The organism is Archangium sp. Cb G35 (assembly GCF_001896145.1).
GTDB lineage: Bacteria > Myxococcota > Myxococcia > Myxococcales > Myxococcaceae > Archangium > Archangium violaceum.
In genome coordinates, this window is record NZ_MPOI01000008.1 from 303,505 (window position 1) to 326,723 (window position 23,219).

General features: G+C 68.4%; 20 protein-coding genes. 3 read left to right on the forward strand and 17 right to left on the reverse strand.

From position 1 onward, the window contains the following. Positions 1-67: 67 nt before the first annotated feature. The 7 genes from BO221_RS25385 to argC form a co-directional block, all read right to left on the reverse strand. A complete protein-coding gene (locus tag BO221_RS25385; protein ID WP_073563070.1) occupies positions 68-1,624 on the reverse strand; it encodes an ATP-binding protein in 1,557 nt (518 codons plus the stop codon). 127 nt (positions 1,625-1,751) lie between these two features. Then, on the reverse strand, positions 1,752-2,510 hold the full coding sequence (locus BO221_RS25390) for a glutathione S-transferase family protein (protein WP_073563071.1): 759 nt from the start codon (positions 2,508-2,510) through the stop codon (positions 1,752-1,754). 142 nt (positions 2,511-2,652) lie between these two features. Next, a complete protein-coding gene (gene argF, locus BO221_RS25395; protein ID WP_073563072.1) occupies positions 2,653-3,558 on the reverse strand; it encodes an ornithine carbamoyltransferase in 906 nt (301 codons plus the stop codon). Then, complete coding sequence (argH, locus tag BO221_RS25400; RefSeq protein ID WP_073563073.1) at positions 3,555-5,000, reverse strand: argininosuccinate lyase; 1,446 nt, start codon at positions 4,998-5,000, stop codon at positions 3,555-3,557. The genes argF and argH overlap by 4 nt, the downstream gene beginning before the upstream one ends. Next, positions 4,997-5,497: an arginine repressor gene (gene argR / locus BO221_RS25405; RefSeq protein ID WP_073563074.1), complete on the reverse strand. Its 501-nt coding sequence runs from the start codon at positions 5,495-5,497 to the stop codon at positions 4,997-4,999. Before argR ends, argH begins: the two co-directional genes overlap by 4 nt. 9 nt (positions 5,498-5,506) lie before the next feature. Then, positions 5,507-7,585: a bifunctional glutamate N-acetyltransferase/amino-acid acetyltransferase ArgJ gene (gene argJ, locus BO221_RS25410; protein WP_073563075.1), complete on the reverse strand. Its 2,079-nt coding sequence runs from the start codon at positions 7,583-7,585 to the stop codon at positions 5,507-5,509. Next, a complete protein-coding gene (argC, locus tag BO221_RS25415) occupies positions 7,582-8,643 on the reverse strand; it encodes an N-acetyl-gamma-glutamyl-phosphate reductase (protein WP_073563076.1) in 1,062 nt (353 codons plus the stop codon). The genes argJ and argC overlap by 4 nt, the downstream gene beginning before the upstream one ends. 76 nt (positions 8,644-8,719) lie before the next feature. Between argC and BO221_RS25420 the strand changes: the two genes are divergently transcribed. Then, complete coding sequence (locus tag BO221_RS25420) at positions 8,720-9,028, forward strand: hypothetical protein (protein ID WP_073563077.1); 309 nt, start codon at positions 8,720-8,722, stop codon at positions 9,026-9,028. Positions 9,029-9,031: 3 nt separating this feature from the next. Here the strand turns inward: BO221_RS25420 and BO221_RS25425 are convergent, their stop codons facing one another. The 10 genes from BO221_RS25425 to BO221_RS25480 form a co-directional block, all read right to left on the reverse strand. Next, complete coding sequence (locus BO221_RS25425; RefSeq protein WP_073563078.1) at positions 9,032-10,177, reverse strand: AI-2E family transporter; 1,146 nt, start codon at positions 10,175-10,177, stop codon at positions 9,032-9,034. A gap of 115 nt (positions 10,178-10,292) precedes the next feature. Then, positions 10,293-11,903 carry a hypothetical protein gene (locus BO221_RS25430; protein ID WP_073563079.1) on the reverse strand — a complete coding sequence of 537 codons (1,611 nt, stop codon included), beginning with the start codon at positions 11,901-11,903 and terminating at the stop codon, positions 10,293-10,295. Further along, positions 11,900-12,421 carry a hypothetical protein gene (locus tag BO221_RS25435; RefSeq protein WP_083681352.1) on the reverse strand — a complete coding sequence of 174 codons (522 nt, stop codon included), beginning with the start codon at positions 12,419-12,421 and terminating at the stop codon, positions 11,900-11,902. The genes BO221_RS25430 and BO221_RS25435 overlap by 4 nt, the downstream gene beginning before the upstream one ends. Before the next feature lie 344 nt (positions 12,422-12,765). Further along, on the reverse strand, positions 12,766-13,659 hold the full coding sequence (locus tag BO221_RS52705) for a peptidoglycan-binding protein (RefSeq protein WP_083681353.1): 894 nt from the start codon (positions 13,657-13,659) through the stop codon (positions 12,766-12,768). Positions 13,660-13,724: 65 nt separating this feature from the next. Further along, positions 13,725-14,540 (reverse strand): hypothetical protein, encoded by an 816-nt coding sequence (locus BO221_RS53985; RefSeq protein WP_143195667.1) that lies wholly within the window; start codon positions 14,538-14,540, stop codon positions 13,725-13,727. Positions 14,541-14,635: 95 nt separating this feature from the next. Beyond that, positions 14,636-16,525, reverse strand: a complete 1,890-nt coding sequence (locus BO221_RS25455; RefSeq protein ID WP_073563082.1) for a sigma 54-interacting transcriptional regulator — start codon at positions 16,523-16,525, stop codon at positions 14,636-14,638. An 18-nt stretch (positions 16,526-16,543) separates the two neighbouring features. Further along, positions 16,544-17,518 carry a hypothetical protein gene (locus BO221_RS25460; protein WP_073563083.1) on the reverse strand — a complete coding sequence of 325 codons (975 nt, stop codon included), beginning with the start codon at positions 17,516-17,518 and terminating at the stop codon, positions 16,544-16,546. Continuing rightward, positions 17,515-19,317: a serine/threonine-protein kinase gene (locus BO221_RS25465; RefSeq protein ID WP_073563084.1), complete on the reverse strand. Its 1,803-nt coding sequence runs from the start codon at positions 19,315-19,317 to the stop codon at positions 17,515-17,517. Before BO221_RS25465 ends, BO221_RS25460 begins: the two co-directional genes overlap by 4 nt. 124 nt (positions 19,318-19,441) lie before the next feature. Beyond that, positions 19,442-19,927 carry a hypothetical protein gene (locus tag BO221_RS25470; RefSeq protein ID WP_073563085.1) on the reverse strand — a complete coding sequence of 162 codons (486 nt, stop codon included), beginning with the start codon at positions 19,925-19,927 and terminating at the stop codon, positions 19,442-19,444. A 374-nt stretch (positions 19,928-20,301) separates the two neighbouring features. Further along, positions 20,302-20,613, reverse strand: a complete 312-nt coding sequence (locus BO221_RS25480) for a hypothetical protein (RefSeq protein ID WP_073563087.1) — start codon at positions 20,611-20,613, stop codon at positions 20,302-20,304. A gap of 309 nt (positions 20,614-20,922) precedes the next feature. On the opposite strand from BO221_RS25480, the gene BO221_RS25485 reads away from it, so the two are divergent. Further along, positions 20,923-22,260 carry a S1C family serine protease gene (locus BO221_RS25485; protein WP_073563088.1) on the forward strand — a complete coding sequence of 446 codons (1,338 nt, stop codon included), beginning with the start codon at positions 20,923-20,925 and terminating at the stop codon, positions 22,258-22,260. Beyond that, positions 22,248-23,219, forward strand: a complete 972-nt coding sequence (locus BO221_RS25490; protein WP_073563089.1) for an FHA domain-containing protein — start codon at positions 22,248-22,250, stop codon at positions 23,217-23,219. Before BO221_RS25485 ends, BO221_RS25490 begins: the two co-directional genes overlap by 13 nt.

Genomic DNA, 23,219 nt, shown 5'->3' on the forward strand with positions numbered 1-23,219 from the left:
GGAGGGCGAGGGGAAATGGCCGCGCTCGATCCCTGGGGTACTCCTTCACGGACATACCTGAAGGGGATCAGGACAACAGGGGCTGGCGCGCACTCGTGGGCTCCGGGGCTTCCGTGAAGGGATCGGCCGCGGTGCGCAGGAGGACGCGGAAGGTGGTGCCCTCGCCAACGGTGCTCTCCACGGACAGCTCGCCCCCGAGCGCGCGGATGATCTCGTGACTGATGGGCAACCCCAGGCCGGTGCCTTCCCCCGCGGGCTTGGTGGTGAAGAAGGGCTCGAAGATGCGCTCGAGGTTCTCGGGAGGGATGCCGCAGCCGGTGTCCCGCACCTCCACCACCACGTGCGAGCCGTCCTGGACGCGCGTCTTCAACCGGATCTCCCCACCTCCCTGGGGCATGGCCTGCGCGGCGTTGACCAGCAGGTTCACGAAGACCTGGGCGAGCTGCACGGCGTTGCCCTGCACCTGGGGCAGCTCACCGTAGTCGCGCACCAGCCGGGCCCGGCTGCACACCTTGCCCCGGACCAGGTGGAGGGACGTTTCCAGCACCTCGTGGAGATCCAGTGGATGGGAGGACACCGGATCCCCTCGCGAGAGCGATTGCAGGCTCTGCACGATGAGGCGCATGCGCTCGGCCCCCTCGCGCGCCTCGGCGACCGCTTCCAGCAGATCGCTCCGGACGTCCTCCGGCTGAGCCAACTGGCGCAGCTCCGTCTGGATGAAGCCGAGGTTGCTGGAGACGAACGCCAGCGGGTTGTTGATCTCATGCGCCACGCCCGCCGCGAGCATCCCGATGGAGGCCATCCGCTCGTTGAGCCGCAGGCGCGCCTCGCTCTCGCGCTGCTCGGTGATGTCCCGGACCGTGACGGCCAGGCAGTCGCCCACGGCCCGTAGCTCGAGGCGGAACCAGCGGCGCCCGCTCCCCTGCAGGTCCTGGAGCACTTCCTCGGTCTGCGGCTTGCCCGTGCGCCAGAACGCCTCGCACGCGGCGGGTGTCGCGATGAAGGCCGCATGCGGGAACTCGGAGAGGAAGTGCCCCTCGGCCTCGCGCGCGCGGCATCCCAGCAGGGACTCGGCATGGGTGTTGAGGTGCAGGACGCGCATCCCCTCCGTCTCGCCCCGGAGGATGAAGAAGGCGTCGAAGCTGCCCCCCACCGCCAACCGGAAGAGCGCCTCGTTGCGGCGCCGGGCCTCTTCTCCGCGCAGCTGGGTGGACAGATCCCGGGCGATTCCAAACAGCCCGACCACCTGCCCATCCTCACTCCGGAGCACGCCCTTGGTGGAGAACCACTCGCGCTGCGACCCCGCCATGCGCTCGCTCATCTCGGAGTGCAGCACCCGCCCGGCGAGCAGCACCTGCCGGTCGAACTCCATGGTGGCCTCCGCTTCCCCGGGAGGCACCAGCTCGTCGTCCTTGTGGCCGAGGATCTCCTCCACCTCACGCCCGAGGAAACAGGCCCCGGCACTGTTGATGAAGGTGTAGCGGCCCTGAAGATCCTTGGTGAAGACCGCGTCCGGCGAATGCTCGGCGAGGTGCAGGAAGAGCTCCTGGTAGGGCAATCCCGGCGGTGGGACCACATGCCCCGTATTCAGGACGGCCTCACCCGAAACGCAATCCTCGGCCATGGAGATTCCCCCCGGGCTTCTTGTATCTCCATGTAATTAATGTGTTGCTGGAAATCCCAGCGGAAGCCGCGCCCCGGCATTCGTTGAGAACTCCACCCCGCACATGCCGCCTGGCGAACAGCGGGCTTCAGGGCTTCTCGTGGGGACCCACCGGAACGGGGCGGTGCTCGGTGTAGAGCTGGTCCCTCCAACGGACCAGGTCGGCGAACCGCTCCGCGAGCGCCGGGTGCGCCCAGGCCTTCCTCCGGCCCGGCCCCAGCGGGATGAAGAGCTCGTCCACGGGCTGGATGCACTGGAGCGTCAGCGCCATGGTGATGTCCGCGTACGAGAACGTGCCGGTGAGGTATTTCCTGCCCTGGAGCCCCGCGCCCAGTTGCTCGAGCCCGGGCGCGACCGTGTCGAGCAGGGCTGCCTCCGGGTCCTTCGCCGCCTCGTGTTTGTTCGCGAGGAAGAGGGCCGCCATCCGCGCCATGGGCTTCAGCGGGGCCCGGGCGAGCCTGGGGATGAACGAGGGCAGGGCCTCCACCTGGGCCTCGGGAAATTGCATGAGCCGCTGCACCATGTACGCGCGCCCCACGCGCAGCATCTCGTCACTGCGCTGCTCCCATTGCTCTATCTCCTGGAGCGACGCCGCGGGGAACAGCGGGGAGCCCTTGCCATGACGCTCGGCCCATTGCGCGATCGCGTACGAGCCCATCGTGGCCTTCGAGCCATCCAGCAGCAGCGGGACGGTGCCGCGCTGCCCGGAAGGTGCATGGAGCCGCAGACGCAGCTCGCCCAGCAATGGAATGTGTTCGCTGTACTGGTACGCCACGCGATGGTGGTCCAGTGCCCAGCGCGCCTTCTCGGTCCAGCCGGAGTAGCCCAATCCCACCAGGGTTCTCATGAATGGTGACTCTGTCCGGAGTCCGCTTCCATGGCAACAAGTGAGACGGTGGGGTGGGGGGCTCGGGGACCGAGACACCCTCACCCCAGCCCTCTCCCAGAGGGAGAGGGTGATCATCAACCAGAGTGGAGATTGTTGTGGCTCAGCCCAGGATGAGCTGCTCCAGCAGCGCCTTCTGGACGTGCATCCGGTTCTCCGCCTCGTCCCAGACCGCCGACTGCGGACCGTCGATGACTCCGCCGGTGATCTCCTCGCCCCGGTGCGCCGGCAGGCAGTGCAGCACGATCGCTCCCGGGTTCGCCTTCGCCAGCAGCGCCTCGTTGAGCTGGTAGTCGTGCAGGTCCTTCATTCGCTTCGCCGACTCCGCCTCCTGGCCCATGCTCGTCCACACGTCCGTCACCACCACGTCCGCGCCCTTCACCGCCTCGGCCGCGTCCGCCGTCACGTGCACCCGCGCTCCCGCCTGCGCCAGCAGCTCCGCCGACGGACGGTATCCCTCCGGGCACCCCAACCGCAGGTTGAACCCGAAGAAGCGCGTCGCCTCCACGAACGAGCGGCCCATGTTGCTCGCGCAGTCACCCAGGAACGCAATCGTCTTGCCCTTCACCGTCCCCAGCCGCTCCTCCACCGTGAACAGATCCGCCAGGATCTGCACCGGGTGCCCTCCCTCCGACAGGCCGTTGATCACCGGCACCTGCGACGCCTTCGCGAACGCCGTCAGCCGATCGTCCCCGAACGTGCGGAACATGATGCAGTCCGCGTAGCCGGAGATCACCCGCGCCGTGTCCTCGATCGTCTCGCCCCGGGCGATCTGGCTGCTGCCCGCGGTGAGCGTCGTCACCGTGCCGCCCAACTGGTACATCGCCGCCTCGAACGACAGGTGCGTGCGCGTCGAGGACTTCTCGAACACCGACACCAGGTGCCGCCCCGCCAGCGTCGTCACCACTTCCTTGCGCTTGCGGCTCGTCTTGAGCGCGTGCGTCCGCTTGAACAGGGCCTCGTACTCCGCCTCGGTGCGGTCGGCCAGGGTCAGAAAATCGCGCTTCACAGTGCTGCCTCCTGCAAGGAATCGAAAATGGCCCCGAGCCGGGGAACGGCAGCCGCCATCTCCCGCGCCCGCGCCGCATGGGACTTCAACCCGGCAATCTGCTTCTCCACCGACGCCGGTCCGGTCCCTCCGGCGTTGGCCTTGCGCTCCACCGCACGCCGCGGATCCGCGCTCTTCAGCACCTCGGCGTCGAAGCGCGGGTCCACCGACTGTGCCAACTCCAGCGTCACCTTGGCCAGCGGCAATCCGCGCTCCTGGCACGCCCGCACCAGCGCTCCCGTCGCCTTGTACGCCGTGCGGAAGGGAATCCCCTTCATCGCCAGCGCCTCGGCCACGTCCGTGGCCTGCATGTAGTCCGACTCCACCGCCGCGAAGCACCGCTCCTTGTCGAAGTACACCTTGCCCAGCGCCAGGTTCAGCATGGACAGCACGCTCGTCAGCAGCGGCCCCGTCTCCAGCAGCACCTGCCGGTCCTCCTGCAAGTCCCGGCTGTACCCGCCCGGCAGCCCCTTCACCAGCACCGCCAGCGTGTTCAGGTTGCCCACCGCACGCCCCGACTTGCCGCGGATCAGCTCGAAGACGTCCGGGTTGCGCTTCTGCGGCATCATGCTCGAGCCGCAGGCGATCTCCCCGTCCAGCTTCACGAAGCCGAACTCGGGCGAGGCGAAGTCGTAGAAGTCCGTGGCCACCCGGCTCGCGTGCAGCAGCGAGCGCATGGCCGCGTACGCGAAGTCCATCGCGAAGTCCCGGTCTCCCACCGTGTCCAGGCCGTTCATCGTCACGCGCGGGAAGCGCAGCAGCTCGCGCGTCACCTCGCGGTCGATGGGCAGCGACGTGCCACCAATGGCGCCCACGCCCAGCGGCAGCGAGGCCACCTGCTCCAGCACGAAGCCCAGCGCATCCACGTCCCGGGTGAACATGGCCCCGTACCCGCACAGCAGGTACGCCAGCGAGATGGGCTGCGCCCGCTGCCGGTGCGTGTACGAGGGGATGAGCGTGTCGCGCTCCGCCTCGGCCCGGGCGGCCAGTGCGTCCAACAGCGTCGCCAGCACGCCGAGCGCCTCGGCCACCTTCTCGCGCACGTGCAGGCGCAGGTCCAACGCCACTTGATCATTGCGTGAGCGCGCCGTGTGCAAGAGGCCCGCGCGCTCCCCGAGGACGCGGGTGAGCTCCGCCTCCACGGCCATGTGCACGTCCTCCTCCTCCGCGAGGACGAGCGTGCCGGCCTGCGCGGCCTTCCAGATGGCCACGAGCTGCTCACGGATGGCGCGCGCGTCCTCCGAGGGGATGAGGCGGGTGCGCGACAGCATGGTGAGGTGGGCGATGCTGCCCACCAGATCCTCGGTGAGCAGCGCCTTGTCGAGCGCCAGCGAGCTGGTGAATGCCAGCACCTCCGGGTGGAGGCCGGGCCCGCCGGAGGCGGCCGTCTTGGCAATCGTCACGGGGTTTCTTCCTTTCCAAAGAGGGACTTCAACTTCCGGTTCAGTACACGGGTGGACTTGCCACGGGCCGGGGCGACGAAGATGGTGTCATCTCCGGCGATGGTGCCCAGGTTCTCGGGCAGCCGGGCCTGATCGATGGCCGACGCCACCACGGGCGCGGAGCCCGGGCGGGTGCGGACCACCACCAACATCTCGTTGTCCTCCACCGAGAGGACCATCTCCGACAGCTCCCGCAGCCGGTCCTCGCCCGAGGGCGGTGGGGCTTCCTCCAGCCCGTACACCGTGCCGCCCTGGGGCAGGGACACGCGCATGGCGCCGAGCTGGGCCAAGTCCCTCGACAGCGTGGCCTGGGTGACGTCGAAGCCCTCTTGCGCCAGGAGCTGTCCCAGCTCGTCCTGGGTGGGCACCTTGTGCGCGCGGATGATGCGGCGGATGGCCTCCTGCCGCGCCGCCTTGTCTCCGTTGGTGCGAAGCGGACTCACGTTCGAGGTCCTCATGGCCGTGCCTCAGCGGGTGACGAGCGTCCCGACACCCTTGTCGGTGAAGAGCTCGGCGATGAGGCTGTGTGGGACGCGGCCGTCGATGACGTGCACGCGCTCCACGGAGCCTCCACTCAGGGCCTTGAGCGCCATCTTCGCCCGCGTCTGCATGCTGCCGGCGAACGCGCCCGCCGTCAGGAGCACCTCCAGTTGCGCGGTCGTGAGCTCGTTGAAGAGCTCCTCGCCTCGGAGGATGCCCGGTGCGTCGTGCAGGTAGATGAGCTTGTGGGCCTTGAGGGCGCTGGCCACCTCGGCCGCCACCGCGTCCGAGCCCAGGTCGTACGTCTGCCCGTCCTCGCCCAGCCCCACCGGGGAGATGATGGGCACGTAGCCCTGGCCCAGCAGCATCTCCAGGAACTCGTGGTTGACGCGCGTCACCTCGCCCACGTGCTCCCGGGAGCGGCCGTCCTCCACGGGAATCCGCCGGGCCCGCAACAGCGCGCCGTCCTTGCCGGACAGGCCCACCGCCCGGTCTCCCATGTTGTTGAGGATGGTGACGAGCTCCGAGTTGACGGAGCCGGACAGCACCATCTCCACCACCTTGAGACCCGAGGCGTCGGTGATGAGCCCGTCCTCCTGGCGCAGGCCGAGCTTGTCCAGCGTGCGCGTGAGCTCCGGCCCGCCACCGTGAACGATGATGGGCTGCAGGCCCGCCGAGCGCAGCAGCTCGATGTCCCGGCAGAAGGCCTGCTTGAGGGACTCCTTCACCATGGCCGCGCCGCCGTAGCGGATGACGCAGCGCTTGCCCCGGAAGCGGGAGATGTACGAGAGCGCCTCGACGAGCAGCGTCGTCTTGAACGCGGGGCTGTAGTTGGCCAGCCGATCATCCCGGCCCACGCCGCCGTCGGGCCTCGGGACGATGAGCGAGGTGTAGTCCGCGTTGATCTTCACGTAGTCGTACGAGAGATCGCACCCCCACGCCATGGAGGATCCCTCGCCGCCGGTGAGGCACACCTCGACGCGGACCTCGGGCTCGCGCATGCGCGCCTTGAGGTGGGCCGGGTCGTACGGCTTCGGCTCGCCGTCGTAGACGGAGATGCCCTGGATGCGGACGTGGGCCGAGTAGGGGTCCACGGTGTAGCCCTGGGTGCCAGCGCGCGCGCCCACCGTGGCCAGCACGCGGCCCCAGTTGGGATCCGCCCCGAAGACGGCGGCCTTCACCAGCGTGGAGCCGGCCACGGCCCGCGCCAGGTCCTGGGCGATGGCGGTGTCCGGCGCGCCCGAGACCTCCACCTGCAGCAGCTTGGTGGCGCCCTCGCCATCCGAGGCGATCTCCCGCGCCATCTCCAGGCACAGGTCCGAGAGCGTGGCGGTGAAGACCGTCAGCTCCGGCCCGGGATCGGCGATGGACGGGTTGCCGGCCCGGCCGTTGGCCAGCGCGTACACGGTGTCGTTGGGGCTCATGTCCCCGTCCACCGTCAGGCTGTTGAAGGTGGTGGACACCGCCTCGCGCAGGGCGGCCGCGAGCACGCCGGGTTGGATGGCGCAGTCCGTGGTGATGACGGCGATCACCGTGGCCAGCGAGGGGTGCATCATCCCCGAGCCCTTGAAGATGGCGGAGACCGTCACGTTCCGGCCACCGATGCTCACCGTGCGCCACGCCTGCTTGGCGCGCGTGTCGGTGGTCATGATGGCCTCGGCGGCGGAGTCGGGCTCGGAGCGCAGGGAGTCCTTGAGCGGGCCGAGCACCGTCACCACCTTGTTCACGGGCAGGGGATGGCCGATGACGCCCGTGGAGGCGGTGAGCACGGCGGACGGAGGCACGGAGAGGACGCGGCCCAGCTCGTCGCGGAGGGTGCGCACGGCCTGCTGTCCGGCGGGGCCGGTGAGGGCGTTGGCGTTGCCCGAGTTGACGAGCACGGCCTGGATGCCCGAGGCGGGCAGGCGGGGCTCGGCGTCCTGCACCGGGGCGGCCCGGGCCTTGTTGGCCGTGAAGCAGCCCGCGGCCGAGCAGGGCGTGTCGCTGTAGACGAGCGCCACGTCCTTGCGCTGGGGCTTGAGGCCGGCATGGACGCCGGAGAAGGAGAAGCCGAGCGGTACCTTCACGGATTGAAACCCCGCAGGGTGGAGAGGCCGAGCGTCTCCTCCCACCCCATCATGAGGTTGAGGTTCTGGACGGCCTGTCCGGCCGCCCCCTTCACCAGGTTGTCGATGGCGGCCGTCACCACCACGCGGCCCGGGTCATAGCCGGTGGTGTCGGCGGCCACGGCCACCGCGCAGCGGTTGGTGCCCACCACGCCCTTGAGGCTCACCGCGTCCGGCGAGGCCTCCACCGTCAGGAAGGGGCAGGAGGCATAGGCCTGCTCCAGGGCGGCGCGGGCCTCGGCGGCGGTGGCGCCCGAGCGCAGGCGCCCGTAGGCGGTGACGAGGATGCCCCGCTTGAGCGGCAGCAGGTGCGCGGTGAAGGTGAGGGGCACGGTGCGGCCCGCCACTCCCGCGAGCGTCTGGGCGATCTCCGGCGTGTGCTGGTGGCGCAGCACGCGGTAGGCGCGGAAGTCCTCGTCCACCTCGCTGAAGCTCAGGTCCTCCGAGCCCTTGCGGCCCGCCCCCGTGGTTCCCGAAGCGGCGTCGAAGATGAGGGAGCCCTCGTCGAGCAGCCCCGCCTTCAGCAGCGGCGCCACCGACAGCGCGCACGCGGTGGCGTAGCAGCCCGGGTTGGCCACGAGCTTCGCGCTGGGAATGCGCTCGCGGAAGAGCTCCGGCAGGCCATAGGCGGCCTGCTCCAGCAGCTCGGGCGCCGAGTGCGTGAAGTTGTAGAAGGCCGGATAGCTGGCGAGGTTCCTCAGGCGGAAGGAGCCCGAGAGATCGATCACCCGCACGCCCGCGGCGAGCAGCCCGGGCACCAGGTGCAGCGACGTCTCGGCCGGCGTGGCCAGCAGCACCACCTCGCATTCCCGAGCCAGCTCGGCGCTCTTGTCCTGTGGGGCGTAACGCAGTTGACCGGTTGCTCCCATGATGCCCAGACGGCGGCTCACGGCCTCGCCCTGCCACCTGTCGCTGGTTACCAGCCGCAGCTCCACCTTTTCGTGGGCCGCCAGGATGTGGGTCGCCTCGACGCCGGAGTACCCGGACGCGCCAATGATGCCGATCGCCGTCTTATGCATGGGGGTGCATGAATATTCGCTACCGTGCATACAAGCAAGCGGCAAATGTATATTCCCGCAGTGAGGAGGCACCGCCATGAATCACGAGGAGCCACACGAGCCGAAGAGGGAGTCCTTCCAGAAGCACGAGGCCGGGCTCCAGCAGATCGACGCCCAGATTGGCCAGATGGAGGCCGTGTTGCAGCGGACCTCGGCCGAGGATCTGCGGCTCACGCAGGAGGAGTTCGAGCTCATGCGCCGCTCGCTGGACACCGTCCGGCAGTCGCTGTCCGGGCTGAGGCAGTCCGATGATGACGGCTGGGAGCAGGCCCAGGCGCGCTTGGAGCAGGCCTGGACCGACTTCCAGGAGCACTCCCGGAAGCTCACCGGCGCTTCCGCCGGGTAGCCTCTAATGTGGAGCGGGGCCCACCGGCTCGTCCGGACCGTGGGCCTCGGGCTCCGGTGGCGCGGGGCCGACCTCGGGGAGGGGCGCGCTGGCCTCGCGCTCGCCGCCCCACCGCTCGCGCTGCTCCTCCTGCACCTCCCGGAGGAACTCCTGGAGGGCCGCCGCCAGCGGCAGGGCGATCATCGCGCCGACCAGCCCCATCAGCGCCGCGCCCATCAACAGCACCACCGAGATGAGCAGCGGATTCATCCGGATGGAGTGGCGCTGGACGAGCGGTTGGATCAGGTTTCCCTCCACCTGCTGGTAGACGAGGAAGAGGCCCAGGGCGATCAGCGCCTTGTTGAGGCCCACCGTCGTCAGCGTGGTGAAGGACACCAGCAGCGCCATGAGGAAGCTGCCGATGTACGGGATGAGGCCGAGCACCAGGTACAGGCTCCCCAGCGCCAGGAAGTAGGGCACGCCCAACAGGAAGGTGCCCAGCGCCGTGATCAGCCCACCCAGCGTCACCGTGAGGGCCGTGCCCGCCAGGTAGCCGCTCACCGCCCGGTGCATGTTCTTCACCAGCTCGCGCACCGCGGGCCGGCGCGCGGGACGCACCCATCCCAGCGCCTGCTCGTAGAGGTCCTTCCCGAAGAGCAGGGCGAAGAGGCTCAGCGTCACCACCGTGATGAACAACAGCACGCCGTTCACCGTGGTGGAGACCACGCCCGGCAGGTTCTGGGCGACCTCGTCCGGCAGGTGCGACAGCGCTTCCTGCACCTTGCGCTCCAGGTCGAAGCGCTCCTCGAGCCACCGCGTCCACTCCCAGGTGCGGACCTCGCTCACCAATCCGGGCGCGGACCGCACCAGACTGCGCACCTGCTGCACCACCAGCGGCACCAACGTGGCACCCAACAGTCCCGCGAGCCCGAGCAGCCCCAGGAAACTCACCAGCACGCCCCAGCCCCGGGTCAGTCCCCGCCGCTGGAGCCAGCGCACCAGCGGATCGATCGCCAGGGCGACGAAGAGCGCCACCGCCAGCAGCACGAAGACGGCGCGCAACTGGATGAGCATGTACGCCAGCAGCACCAGCGCACCGGCGTTGAACCCCACCGTCCAGACGGTACGGGCGGAGATCTGCGAGCGGCGTGTCGGATCCCGGGTATCCATCCCGTGCTCAAGGTAGGCACGGTGCGGTACCGGTTCCGTTCGGGGTCAGGAGGGCGGGCGGCCAGGGCGGCCCTCGTCCTCCCGCCTGATGCTTCCGGTCTCCCGGGAGCCCGGTTCAGCGCGCGGGCACGGTGGTGGAGTAGGCGCCGTTCTGGTCCGTCAGCGTCTGCGAGAGCAGCAGGGCGGACGGCTTGCCCTCCACGTCCACCACGCGGAAGAAGCGGATGGAGGCATAGGGGGCGCTGGACTGCGCCATGTTCGAGCCGTTGAAGGAGACCTGCCCGGTGACGCTGCGGCCCTTGGAGAGGGTGAAGGTGGAGAGCTCCAGGCTCGGCTCGGCGAGGGACCCGTCCGGGGGCGGCACCGTCAGGATGCGGCTGACGCGCGGGAGATCCTCGGCGGGGATGAAGTCGAGCCGGTAGCGCCCCGGATCCATCGCCAGCTCGAATCTGCCCTCCTCATTCGTGGTGCGCGGAGCCTCGAAGCTGGCCGTGAGCCGGGGCCATCCGGAGGAGTCCTCCTCGAGGGGCTCGGCCACGATCGTCACGCCCGCCGCCGGCTGCGAGCCACTGGGCTTCTTCAGCTCGCCACGGACCATGACCCGCTCCCCACACACCACGTCCGCCGACTGCACGACGCTGATGCGCGGCACCTGGACGTACCTCACGGTGAAGCTCGCGCTGGAGCCCGGCGGGGGCAGGACGGAGAGCAGCATCGCGCTCCCGGTCTCGTTCGGAAGGGTGAGCAGCTCGAAGGCGCCGTTCTCGTCCGTGAGCACCTTCTGGCTGCGGAACTGCCCGCCACCCCCCACCTTGCCCTGCAGGGACACCGTGGCGTGCGCCACCGGTTGCCCTTCCCGGTCCAGTACCCGGCTGCGGAGCCGCACCGGCTCGCCATGGTCCCCCATGGACAGGGGCTCCACCACGCCCTGGCGCGGGTTCACGGAGAACTGCTTCGCCGGGACCAGCGCCTGCGGGGAGGTGGGCACCACCTGGAGGAGCACCGTGGGCCGCTCGGCGGCCGCGGGCGGGAGCGCGAGGGTGAACTCCCCCGTGTCGCGCGTCACCGTCACCCGCTGCGAGAGCGGGCGCAGCTCCTCGTCCTGGGCCTGGACCTCCAGCTCCACATCCACCGGCTTTCCATCCGGGCGCACCACCTTGCCGGACAGCCGGACGAGCTCCGAGGAGACGGGCAGGGTGAAGTCCATCATCACCGCGTGGCCCGGCTGCACCTCGCGGATGCCGGACAGGGGCGGCAGCTCGGAGTTGTTGGCGAACAGGGTCACGTTGTAGCGCCCCACGCCCACCGGCAGCGTGTAGCGGCCGTCGCTGGGCACGAGCGTGCTCTCGTGGCGGCGCACCAGGCCGGGGATGAGCAGGCTCTCGCCCGTCATGCGCAGCGTGATGGGGGCGGAGTACGCGCCGTTGGAGGAGAGCCCCTCCACGCGCACCTGGCCCGTGAGGGTGGAGGACCCGTACAGCTCGATGTTCTGCTGGCTGCGCAGCTCCGTTACCCGGAAGTCCTGGGCGTGCAGGCCACCACGGGGGTTGGGGACCACCTCGACGACGATGTTCCTGCCCGGGTCTCCACATCCGTCGACGAAGCACACCTTGTTGCTGTCGCAGTCGTTGTCACTGCGGCAGCCGAGGATGGGGTCCGGGTCTCCAGCGCCGCAGCCCGTGGCGAGGGCCGTGGTCAGCAGCACGAGGGGGGTGAGTCTCTTCATAGACAGTCTCCTGCGGCCTCGGTCCTGACGAACCACACGTAGGTGGCGGTGTAGCCGGGATCCGTGACGGTGCCCCCGTCCGAGAGATCGATGACGTTGCTGCCGTCGGGCTCGCGGCCATTCACCAGGACGGTGTCGGTGACGACGACCTCGACGATGTGGTCACCCGGGACATTGAGCCGGTTGAAGTCCGCCGAGTCGAAGCTCACCTGGAAGGTGGCACGAGCGTCGCGGATGACCTTGGAGTTATTGGGCGGGATGACGTTGCGCGCGTCCTCGCGACTGGGCCGGGTGGGATCGTAGTCCACGTACCAGTAGGCGATGAGGCGGTCATCGACGTCGGGATCCTCGAAGATGGCCTCGAACGTCAGCTTGCACTGATCTCCGGAGCCGTAGCCCCGGATGATGCGCCCGGTGGGTTGCGCCTGGCTCTCCACGATTCGCGGGGGGCGGTTGCGCTGCTCGGGGATGTCGCTGAGGAAGCTCTCGTCCTGGGGGATGACACACCCCCCGAGCATCCATGCGGCGGCTCCAAGTCCCACCCAGTTCATGGCGGGGAGCCTTAGCAATTCGCTGGCCAGTCGGTAGAAAGCGGATTTCATCGTCGGAACAGGGGTTTGGCGAGGGTGCCACACCCGGGAGGTGCAGGGAACCGCGACAGGCCTGTCACGATGAGTCCACGACGATCGGCGGTGGGGCGAGCGACCCTCGCCAGGCAGGCGGCCAAGTAGAGGGACGGTCAGAAGGGTCTACCGGTCAATCGCGCCCGGCCACGAACCAGGAGCAAGCGCACCCAGGTCCGTGGTCGGGGACATCACCGGGACAAGACCGGTGAGTGAAGCGATGGCGGAACTCGACGAGCTTACTTCGAAGGGCCGTAGCGGCTCGCCTTCAGCATCCGCTCCAACTCCTTGGCGTAGATAGCGATTCTCGTTGCCTCATCCGTTCCGTTGATGATCCGCCGAGCGTTGACGTAGTTGCAGTTCCTGTCCTTGATGTAATCGCCGAGTGACCTCGACGTGAACGAGCCGTTACGCATCCCATAGGACATGATCTTGTATGCGACGTCCGGCTCAAGGACGAGTTCGGGATGGAGCACGAGTCGATCATCGCCGTACAGGATGTCGCTCATCGTCTTGTAGTTCTTCTTCCAGGTGAGCTGCACGTACCCGCGTCCGTAGTACACATTCGAGTAGGTCTGCCCGTCTGAGCCCATGACGTTCACGGGATTGCCGTACGCATACCCTGCGCCCTGCCCATACTCCTCGATGGGTTGCCAGGTATCCGCGCACTCGTGCTTGACCGTCGCCAGCATGTAGGCCGCCCAACGAACATCACTGATCTGGGGATCGCGATCGATGAACCGTAGCAGCATCGACAGGCCGTGCGCCGCGGAGTCATCAAGGATGCCGTAGGTACCCATGTAGTCCGACATGAACTGGTCGTGACGGAACGTCAGGCCTCCCAGGACGAGGTCCGTGCCCAATCGTGCCAGCGACTCTGTGGTACCTGACTCCTTGAGCCAGATGTATGTGCCGACCACGTTGCCAAGCGCGGCCCAGGTACTGGCACCGACGACTCCATTCGCGGGGGTGATTCGATGGGCGGCCTGGAATTGTTTGACGGTGGCCTCGGTCTGGGGACCGAACGTCCCCGACGTATCCAAGGCTGGGGGTGGCCGCTGCAGACGGCTGAACCAATGTTGAAGGGTCTTGACCTGCCGCCCCTTGCTTCCCCGTTTGAGGATCAATGCCATGCTTTCCCCCCTCTTTCTTCACACCTGCTTGAACAGCGATTGTCTGCGCCTGACGCCGGGTCTCATCACCTTCCAGCGCTACTCCCTGAAAAGTCGGCACGCAGCATGGGTTGAAGCTGTTTCAACGGCACTTCGACGTCGAGCGCATGGAAGGCTCGCGCTGAGACCGGTCGAAGCACCACGAGCGTTCCTTCCTTCAAGAAGAAGCGGTTCACCGAAATCGGCACGTTTGCGCCCACCTTCGTGGTCGCCGAGAGCTTCTCGTGCACGGCCTGGGTCATGGTCTCCTTCCAGGGGGTACCGGGGCGAAACAGATCCGCTACCTGATACACCGTGCCTGTCACGAGATTGACGGTGAGTCCATCGACCAGGTCATCAGGCTGGAGGCTCGGGTTGGTGCAGGCGGTACGTTGCAACCGGACGCTGAGGAGTCCGTCCTTCACCACCCCTACCGAATATGCAACGGAGACATCGGTCTTCCCGGGGTCAGGCAGGTCGGCACAGCCCTCGCCCTGACGTGTTGGCGAGGCGTCGCGCGGCGTTCGACAACTCTCGGGAACAGTGGCCAGCACGGCCTCCTCAATGAGTCGGTTGACCTTCGCGAGCGTCTCGGGCGACGAGAGTCCGGCGATTTCGGGATACGCCACGTCGACGGCGCATCGTCCCTTTCCCGTGGTGTAGGCCTTGCGTCGCTGCACTACGCGCACGGAGCCTGCGGTCCCAGAGCCACCCGTGCCCTCGCGTGTTGTCTCTGGCGGCAAATCGAGGGACTGGGCGGGTTTCGCCGTCGCTTCCTCCATGGGAGCGACCTTGACCAGAGGTTGATCGCCGCGCGAGCAGGCAAGCCCCGTCGCGCAGAGGCACACGAAAAGGAATCGCAATGGTCCTCCTCTGGCGCTTTCCGGCCTGATGCCGGTGTCAGGAGGCTAGAAGCCTCGACATTCCTTGGCAATAGAACTGCGTCGGCGCTCTGTGGCTACAACAGCTCGTCGCCGTCCTCGCCGGGCGGCAACGGCCCACCGTTCTTCTCCGCCTCCAGCTTCTCGAAGTGGCGGAAGATCGTGCGCGGATCCACTCCCAGATCCTTCGCCGTCTTCGTCTTGTTGCGGTTGTTCCGCTCGTAGACCTCCTGGATGTACTGCTTCTGCCAGCGCTCCCGCGCATCCGACAGAGGCAGTACCGGCTCCAGGCTCTCCGGTCTCAAGTCCAGATCGTCCGGCCCCAGCAGTGGCTTGTCCGCCAGCACCACCGCCTTCTTGATGCGGTTCTCCAGCTCGCGGATGTTGCCCGGCCAGCCGTACTTCTTCATCGCCACCGTGGCCGACGGCGAGAAGCCCTTCGCCTTCGAGTTGAACTCCTTCGAGTACTTCTGCAGGAAGTACTTCCCCAGCACGAACAGGTCCTCGCCCCGCTCGCGCAGCGGCGGCAACTTCAGCGTCACCACGTTCAGCCGGTAGTACAGATCCTCGCGGAAGGTGCCCTTGCGCACCTCCTCCTCGAGCACCCGGTTCGTCGCCGCCACCACCCGGATGTCCACCGGCTCGCCCCGGTGATCTCCCACCTTGTAGACCACCTTCTCCTGCAGCGCCCGCAGCAGCTTCACCTGCAACTGCAGCGGCATCTCTCCAATCTCGTCCAGGAAGAGCGTGCCGCCGATGGCCGCCTGGAACTTGCCCACCTTCGTGTTCACCGCCCCCGTGAAGGCGCCTCGCACGTGGCCGAACAGCTCGCTCTCCAGCAGGTTCTCCGGAATCGCCCCGCAGTTGATGGTGATGAACGGACCCTTGCTCCGCGGCGAATGCCGGTGGATCTCCCGGGCGATCAGCTCCTTGCCCGTGCCCGTTTCCCCCGTGATCAGCACCGAGATGTCCGTGGGCGCGATCTTGTCGATGCGCCGGTACACGTCCAGCATCCCCTGGCACGCGCCGACGATCTCCCCATAGTGGGTGTCGTCCAGCCGCTTGCGCAGCTCGGTGTTGTCCAGCTTCAGGTCGTTCACCAGCAGCGCGTTCTGGATGAGCAGCAGCGCTTGCGCCGCGAAGATGGTGAGCATGTCCAGGCTCTTGGGCTCGAACCGGTTCACCAACCGGTCGTTGCCCACGTACAGCACCCCGAACAGCTCGTCGTTGCGCACCAGCGGCACGCACATCACTGACAGCAGCTTCAGGTTCACCACCGACTTGCTGCTCTTGAACTCGGGATCATCCAGCGCGTCGCTCAAGATGAGCGGCTTGCGGCTGCGCACCACCTTCTCGATGATCGAGTCCGACACCCGCGCCGTCGCGTCCTCGATGTTCTCCCGCGACAGGTTGCGCGCCACCTTCACGGCCAGCTCGCCGTTTTCCCGCAGGATCAGGAAGCCCTTGTCCGCCCGCGTCACCTCGATGGCCTCGTCCAGCACGCTCTCCAGCAGCTCGTCCCGGCTGGAGCTGCCCAGCAGCCGCTCGCTGAACGCCGTGAGCCGGCGCAGCAGCACCAGCTCCCGTCCCACCACCCCTGGCATGTCCCGGGTGTGTGAATCCGGATCCGACGTCTGCTCGTGCGTCACCGACAGCGCCGGGGCCGGAGGCGGCTTCTGCACCACGTCCTCACGCGCGAAGACGAGCTCGGTGGCGCCCACGCGGATGACGTCGTCCGAGGCCAGCACGTGGTTGTCCCGCTTCTTGCCGTTCACCTGGAACGACGCCCCCAGGCTTCCCAGCTGGTAGCGCGTTCCATCGAAGAGCACGTGCAGTGCACTGTCCGGCACCGAAGGATCCTCCAGCTGCACGTCATTGTCGGCGGAGCGGCCGATGCTAGTGATGCGCTTGTGAAGGGGGACCGTGCGGACCTTGCCCTCGGGGCTGCGGACGGTGAGGCTGGCCATGTCGAAGCGTTCCTGGTCCTAGAAGATGAGGGTGAATCCGGCCATCGCGCCGCCGGAGGTGGGGGAGAGATTCAGGCTCGCCCGGGGCGCGGCTGGCGCGGGCTCGGTGGGCGCGGGCGTGGATGGCAGCGTCTCGATGCTCGTGCGCACCACCTGATCCTGGTGGTGCAGGATCGCGTCGAGCACCCCCACCGCGTAGACGGCGTAGAAGCCACCTGCCGAGCCCCACTTGAGCCCCGTCCAGGTGTCGGCTTCCCTCCGGCGCGCGGTGGGAATGAATTTCACGGAGACCTTGATGGGCCCCCGCGGGTCGTCCACCGGGAAGTCCCCCGTCTCGATGAGCGAGTCGTACGCGAAGAAGGAGATGACGCTGGTGATGGCGAGCACTCCCTGGGTGGCCGCGAAGAACGTCCCCAGGCCGTTGCGGCCCTGCTGGAACTGGCCCGCGCCAAAGGGCACGAAATTCACCAGGAAGCTGCGCGCCTCCACCTGCCGCACCGTCACCTGCCTCGACAACACCTCCAGGCGCCGCCGCTGCTCCTCGGCCGCCACCCGCTCCCGCTCCCGGCGCTCGGCTTCCGTGCGCTCCCGCTCCACCCGCAGCCGCCGCTCCTGACGCACCAGCTCCAGCTCCGCCGACATCTCCTCGCGGATTCCGTCCAGGTGCTCCACCGCCGGCGGCGGCACCGAGAAGGGATCCAGGTTGAAGTCCGGCTCCAACCGCAGCAGCGCCCGGAAGTGGCGCACCGAGTCCTCGGTCCGGTTGAGGTTGAAGGCGCTCAGCCCCGCCAGCTTGTGCAGCTCCGCCAGATCCTTGTCCGCCAGCCGGCCCCGGTCGATGCGCATCCCCGCCCGCTCCAACACCTCGGCGTAACGGCCGTACTCGTAGGTGCCGCGCAGCGTGGTCACCTCCGCGTCCACCGGCTCCTCGGCGAACACGGAAGCGGGGGCCAGCAGTCCCACCAGCAACAGGAGGCGAAGGCAGCGGCTCATTCGGCGACGAGCTTCCCGCTCAGGGTGATGGACTTGCCGGGTTCCAGGTTCGCCACGCGCTTCTCGGTGAGGTACCCGCTGTGGCTCACCTCGTACTCCACCCGGTGCTGGAAGCTCGCAGGACCCCTCGGAGATTGGATCTCGAAGGGACGCTCCTGGGACTCGCGCACGGTGCGCACCTCGCCGCCCACGCGCACCAGCGCGTCCGCCGGCTCATAGGCGAAGGACAGCCGCGAGCCCTTCAGCAGGGCACGCAGGCGGAAGATGTTCTCCACGCCCGGCCGTACCTCGATCGCCTCCTGCGCGTCCTCGCAGTAGTCGCAGGTGATGGTGACGGTGTGCTGGCCGGGCGTCAGTTCCATCTCGTGCCGCGCGAGCGCCTGATCGCTGCGCGCTTCCTGATCCACGCGGATGTAGCCGTAGGGCCGCACGAGGATGGACACGGACTCCGGCTCGGCCCGGACGGGCTCGGGGCGCGGGATGGGCCGCTTCTCGGGGATGGGCCGCGGGGGCTCCGGGGTGGCTGTTGCCTGGGGTGGGGGAGGAGGGGGTTTCTTCTCCTCGGGCGCCGCCTTCGGCACCGGGGGGGAAATCACCTTCGCGGGAGTCTCGAGCCTGGGCGCGGGCGTGGGCGCGGCTTCCGGAGCGCGCTGCTGCAAGTGGTAGAGGCCCATGCCGAGCACCGAGGCCACCAGCAGGCCCGCGCCCAGCTTCAGCCCCCGGGCTCGCCACAGCTTCACGCGGCGCTCCCGCTCCAATCCCGAGAGCAGCTCGAACGCCCGCGCGTTGCCGGGCTCCAGCGCCAGCACCTGGTTGAGGCACGCCAGCGCCCGGGGCGTGCGCTTGTCCGCGAGCAGCCGCTCCCCGCGCTCCAGCAGCGTGGCGATGATCCGCGGGCGCATCAGCTTCTGGTACGAGGGCGGATCCGCGAAGAAGGACGCGAGCTCCTCGCCCACGCGCGCGAAGCCGAGCCCCGCCAGGTAGTCCCCGAGCGCGTCGCGCAGCCTGCCCGCGTCCGGATAGCGCCGCGCTGGATCCCTCGCGAGGCATGTGGCGCAGATCTCCGCCAGCTCGTCCGAGAGCGTGGGCACCCGCTGGCGCGGATCCTCATAGGCCCCGTCCAGGATGCGCTTGAGCGTGGCGGTGGCGTTGGTGGCCGTGAAGGGCAGCCGGCCCACGATGAGTGAGTAGAGGATGGTGCCCAGCGAGAAGATGTCCGCCTCGGCACCGGCCTCGTGGCCCTCGATGATCTCCGGGGCCATGTGCGCCGGCGAGCCCACCAGCGCCCCCGTGACGGTCATCCGCTCCTCGATGTCGAGCAGCTTCGCGATGCCGAAGTCCATCAGCTTCAGGACGCCGTCCTCGCGGACCATCACGTTCTCGGGCTTCAAATCCCGGTGGATGACGCCGGACTCGTGCGCGTGCGCCAGCGCCGCGGCGAGCTCATGGATGATCATCGCCGCGAGCTCGGGCACCTCCAGCCGGCCCAGCTCGTCCACGCAATCCTTGAGGGTGCGGCCGCGCACGTACTCGGTGACGAGGAAGGCGTCCTGCGCGCCCTCGGCCGAGAAGTCGAACACCTCGAGGATGTTGGGGTGGTGCAGCCGCGCCACCGCCCGGGCCTCGCGCGCCAGACGCCGGCGCGACTCGGACTTGTTGGCCAGGTGCGGATGCAGCACCTTCACCGCCACCTCGCGGTCCAGCGCCGTGTCCAACCCCTTGTACACGACGCTCATGCCCCCGGAGCCGAGCTCCTCGAGGATGCGGTACCGCCCGATGTTGCGGCCGATGTGCGTCATGGGTGCCGAGTCTCAGTCTTCCAAGCCGATGCCTGTTCGGACGCGAGTGTCAGGGTGGCGGGCGTGGATATGACAGCGACGTCGGGGTTGGATTCTAGGAGCCGCCCCCGTGGGGTGCAAAGCGTCAATCGCGCTTGATGCGGCGGCGCGCGGCGAGCCGGTCCAACAGGGCGTGCAGGAGCGGCTCGGTCTGGCGAGGCAGCTGGCGGTCCGTGGGGGAGCTCACCGGGAGGGAGCGGGCGAGCCGGTACAGCTCCCCCAGCCGCTCGCGGAACAGCTCGTTCTCCGGATTCTCCTGGAGGGCACGGCGGTAGGCGGCCGCGGCACCTACATAGTCCCCGAGAAAGAAGAGGCGCTCGCCCTCGGTAACGGGGGTGGAGGGGCCCTGGGGAATGGCTTCGGGGACGGCACTGGCCCGGAGGGCCTGGAGCGTCTGCAGTTCCTGCGGCTGGAGCATCTCGCGCAGGTTGGCCAGCTTGAGGCCCAGCGCCTCGTCCTCGGGGAAGGCCCGACAGAGCGATTCAAAGAGGCTCAGGGCCTCGTTCAGCTCTCCGCGGCGCAGGGCGCGTTCGGCATGGGCGACCATTTTGGCGCGGGCTTCGGGGTTCATCTCGGGCGCAAGGTTACCGTACAAAGGGGGGAAGTCACCCGAGGACTCTGGGGCCTGCTCCAAAGGTGGACCGGAGGTTCACCCCGGGAAGACCGCCCGGCCGTCCGCCTGCCCTGGCGGCGAGAGACAAGGAAATTCAGTCTATCTGGAATTTTCCGATGCTGACGGTGCGCCTGCTCCGCTCCGGCGAAGGGGGGGGCGGTAGCGAGGGCGGGACGTGTCCGGGGTGGGCACACCTCGGGAACATGAAGGCCTTCGCGTCCGGTGGTTCGGGCGGGTCGGTGGTGGCGGGGGACTACCTGGGTGCGGTGGGCTTCGGGGCCGGCGCGCTGCCGGCGGCCGGGTATTACGACCACTCCAGGGACTGCCTATGCTCATGAGGTGGTGCGCCGCATGTACGGTACTGCCCACGCGGCCATGAGCAGGAGTGGGAGCAACCACCATCCCACGCTGACGATCCAGGAGTAGAGGCCACTTCCCCAGAAGGCATTCTCATCCTCGGCGAGCACCAGTGCTCCAGTGAGTTGAGACGAGTCGTCGAGGAGGCGCTCGTTCTCGAGAGACGGCATCGGGCGCAGCACGAGGCTGACCGTGGGATCGTCTTTGAAGGTCGCCTCGAAGGTGAAGAACCTGGTGGCCAGTGCAAGCAGGGAGACCACCACCAGTCCGAGTCGAATGGCTCTCATTGCTTTGTTGGCGCCTCGAGCTGAGCCAGTCTACCCCACAACAGACAGTGGTGGCACTCGTCGCGAGGCTTCCGAGCCAGCCGAAGTAAGTCCGTTCAGGGGTCTGTGCTCAGCTCGAAAGCAGGAGGGACCCCTCCGGGCCCGGTCTCGCCAGACTTGTCCAACAGTTGGACAAGTTCGTGAAGAGCGCGCCCGGAAGGCGGACTCACTCACCCCTGAACGGACTTTGTTCCGATGGCTTAGAGCACCCCTGATTCCGTTGAAGTGAGGCGGGCAATGCGCGGTGGTTCCGCCTAGTGTGTGCCCCCCATGTTGACGCTCCTCCTCCTCGCCGCGCTGGCCCAGGCTCCGGTCCCGGCCGCGGATGCCCTTCCCGGAGACCCGCCGGACGCTGGCACTCCGGCCGTCGTGCCTCCGCTGCCCGTGGCCACGCTGCCCCCCGCCACCCATGAGCTCTTCGAGCGCCTCAAGGGCCGCGTCGCCCAGGTGCGCATCATCGAGCGGCGCAGTGGCACCCGGTCGTCCATCGGCTCGGCGTTCTTCGTGAGCACCGAGGGATACGCCCTCACCAACTACCACGTCATCTCCGACATCGTTCACCACCACGAGGACTACACCGCCGAGCTGGTGCGCGAGGGGAGGGACTCCGAGGCCATTCCCGTCCGCGTGGTGGCCGTGGACGTGGTGCACGACCTCGCCGTCATCCGGCCGAACGTCCCGGCAGAGGACTGGGCCTGGTTCGAGCTGGCCGCCAAGGAGCCTCCCCAGGGCACCCGCCTGTACGCCATGGGCAACCCGCATGACCTGGGCACCACCATCGTCGAGGGCACCTACAACGGCCTCGTGCAGGACGCGCTCTACGACAAGGTCCACTTCAGCGGCGCCATCAACCCCGGCATGAGCGGCGGCCCCACCGTCACCGGCGATGGCCGCGTGGTGGGCGTCAATGTGTCCACCATGGGCAACCAGCTCGGCTTCCTCGTGCCCGTGGAGCATGCCCGCGCGCTGTTGGAGCGGGCTCGCACGGTGAAGGAGAGCGGCCCCTCGGCGCTCCTGGCCGTGGTGGGCTCGCAGCTCCTGGACAACCAGCAGCGCATCACCGAGCGCCTCCTGGCCGCGCCCGTCCCGACGCAGCAGCTCGGGGACTACCATGTGCCCGGCCGCTGGCTGCCCTTCCTCAAGTGCTGGGGCGATACCCCCCATGAGCCGGAGAACCCGTACACCATCACCAGCTACCAGTGCTCCTCCGAGGAGGACATCTACCTGAGCGGCGCGCACCGCACCGGCGTGGTGGCCTATGACCATGCCTATGTGTCGAGCGACCAGCTCGGGGCCCTGCGCTTCTCCTCGCTCTACGAGGCCACCTTCACCAATGACCCGGGCGGCGTGGACGCCACCAAGGAGGACGTGACCAACTTCCGCTGCCGCGTGGAGTTCGTGAAGGTCGGCGGCATCCCCACTCGCACCGCCCTGTGCCTGCGCGCCTACAAGAAGTTCCCCGGTCTGTATGACCTGGCGCTCCGGGCCGCGACGCTCAACGCGAGTACCTCGGGCGTACAGACGAGCCTCACCCTGGCGGGGTTCTCCGCCGACAACGCGCGCGCCCTCGCTCGCCGCTACCTGGAGGCGCTCGCGTGGACGAAGTGATCTTCCTGGAGGTGCTCGAGGCGGACGAGGTCCACGCCCGCCACCGGCTGGACCGCTTCCCCGTCACCGTGGGGCGCGGCTACTCCAACGACGTCATCCTGGATGACCCCAAGGTGTCCGCCTCGCACCTGCGGATAGACCGCACCGAGGACGGACGGCTGATACTGCACGACACGGGCAGCACCAATGGCACGTTCCGCGTGGAGCCCTGGGCCCGGCTGGCGGAGCTGGAGCTCTCGGACGACGCGCGCGTGGCCGTGGGAGACACCGTGCTGCGCTTCCGCGGCCGGTCGCACGAGGTGGAGGACACGCGCGTCACCGCCATCCCCGTGGCACCCCAGGTCCGCCCCTTCGAGCGGCCCTTCGCCTTCCCCGTGGTGCTGGCGGTGACGGTGCTCACCTACCTCCTCCGCGAGTACCTGACGAACTACCAGAAGACGGACTGGGGCTCGCTGGCCCTGGCCGTCGTCGCGCCGGTGTTCGTGTGCTTCGTCTGGTCGGGCCTCTGGTCCGTCGCGAGCAAGGTGGCGCGGCGCGTGTTCCACTTCGGCGCGCACGGCGCCATCGGGAGCCTCGGGCTGCTCGGGCTGCTGGTGATTCCGCTGCTGATCGGCGTCGTCACGTACAGCCTGGGGCTGGGCGCGTGGGTCCGGTGGCTGTTCCTGGCCGCGTACCTGGGGTGGATGGGGTTCATCCTCTTCTGGCACCTGCGCTACGTGACGCGCACGGAGCCCCAGCGGCTCATCACCGTGCTGGGGATCGTCCTCGTGTGCTTCGGCGCCCTCACCCAGGCGGATTCGCTGCTGGGCGAGGAGGACTTCTCCTCCTCGATCGACTTCGACCGCACCCTGCTGCCACCCGCCTTCCAGTGGGTGCCCTCCAAGCCGGTGGATACCTTCTTCGAGGGCACGCAGAAGCTCCAGGAGGACGTGGACGAGCTGGCGAAGGAGAAGCCCTGA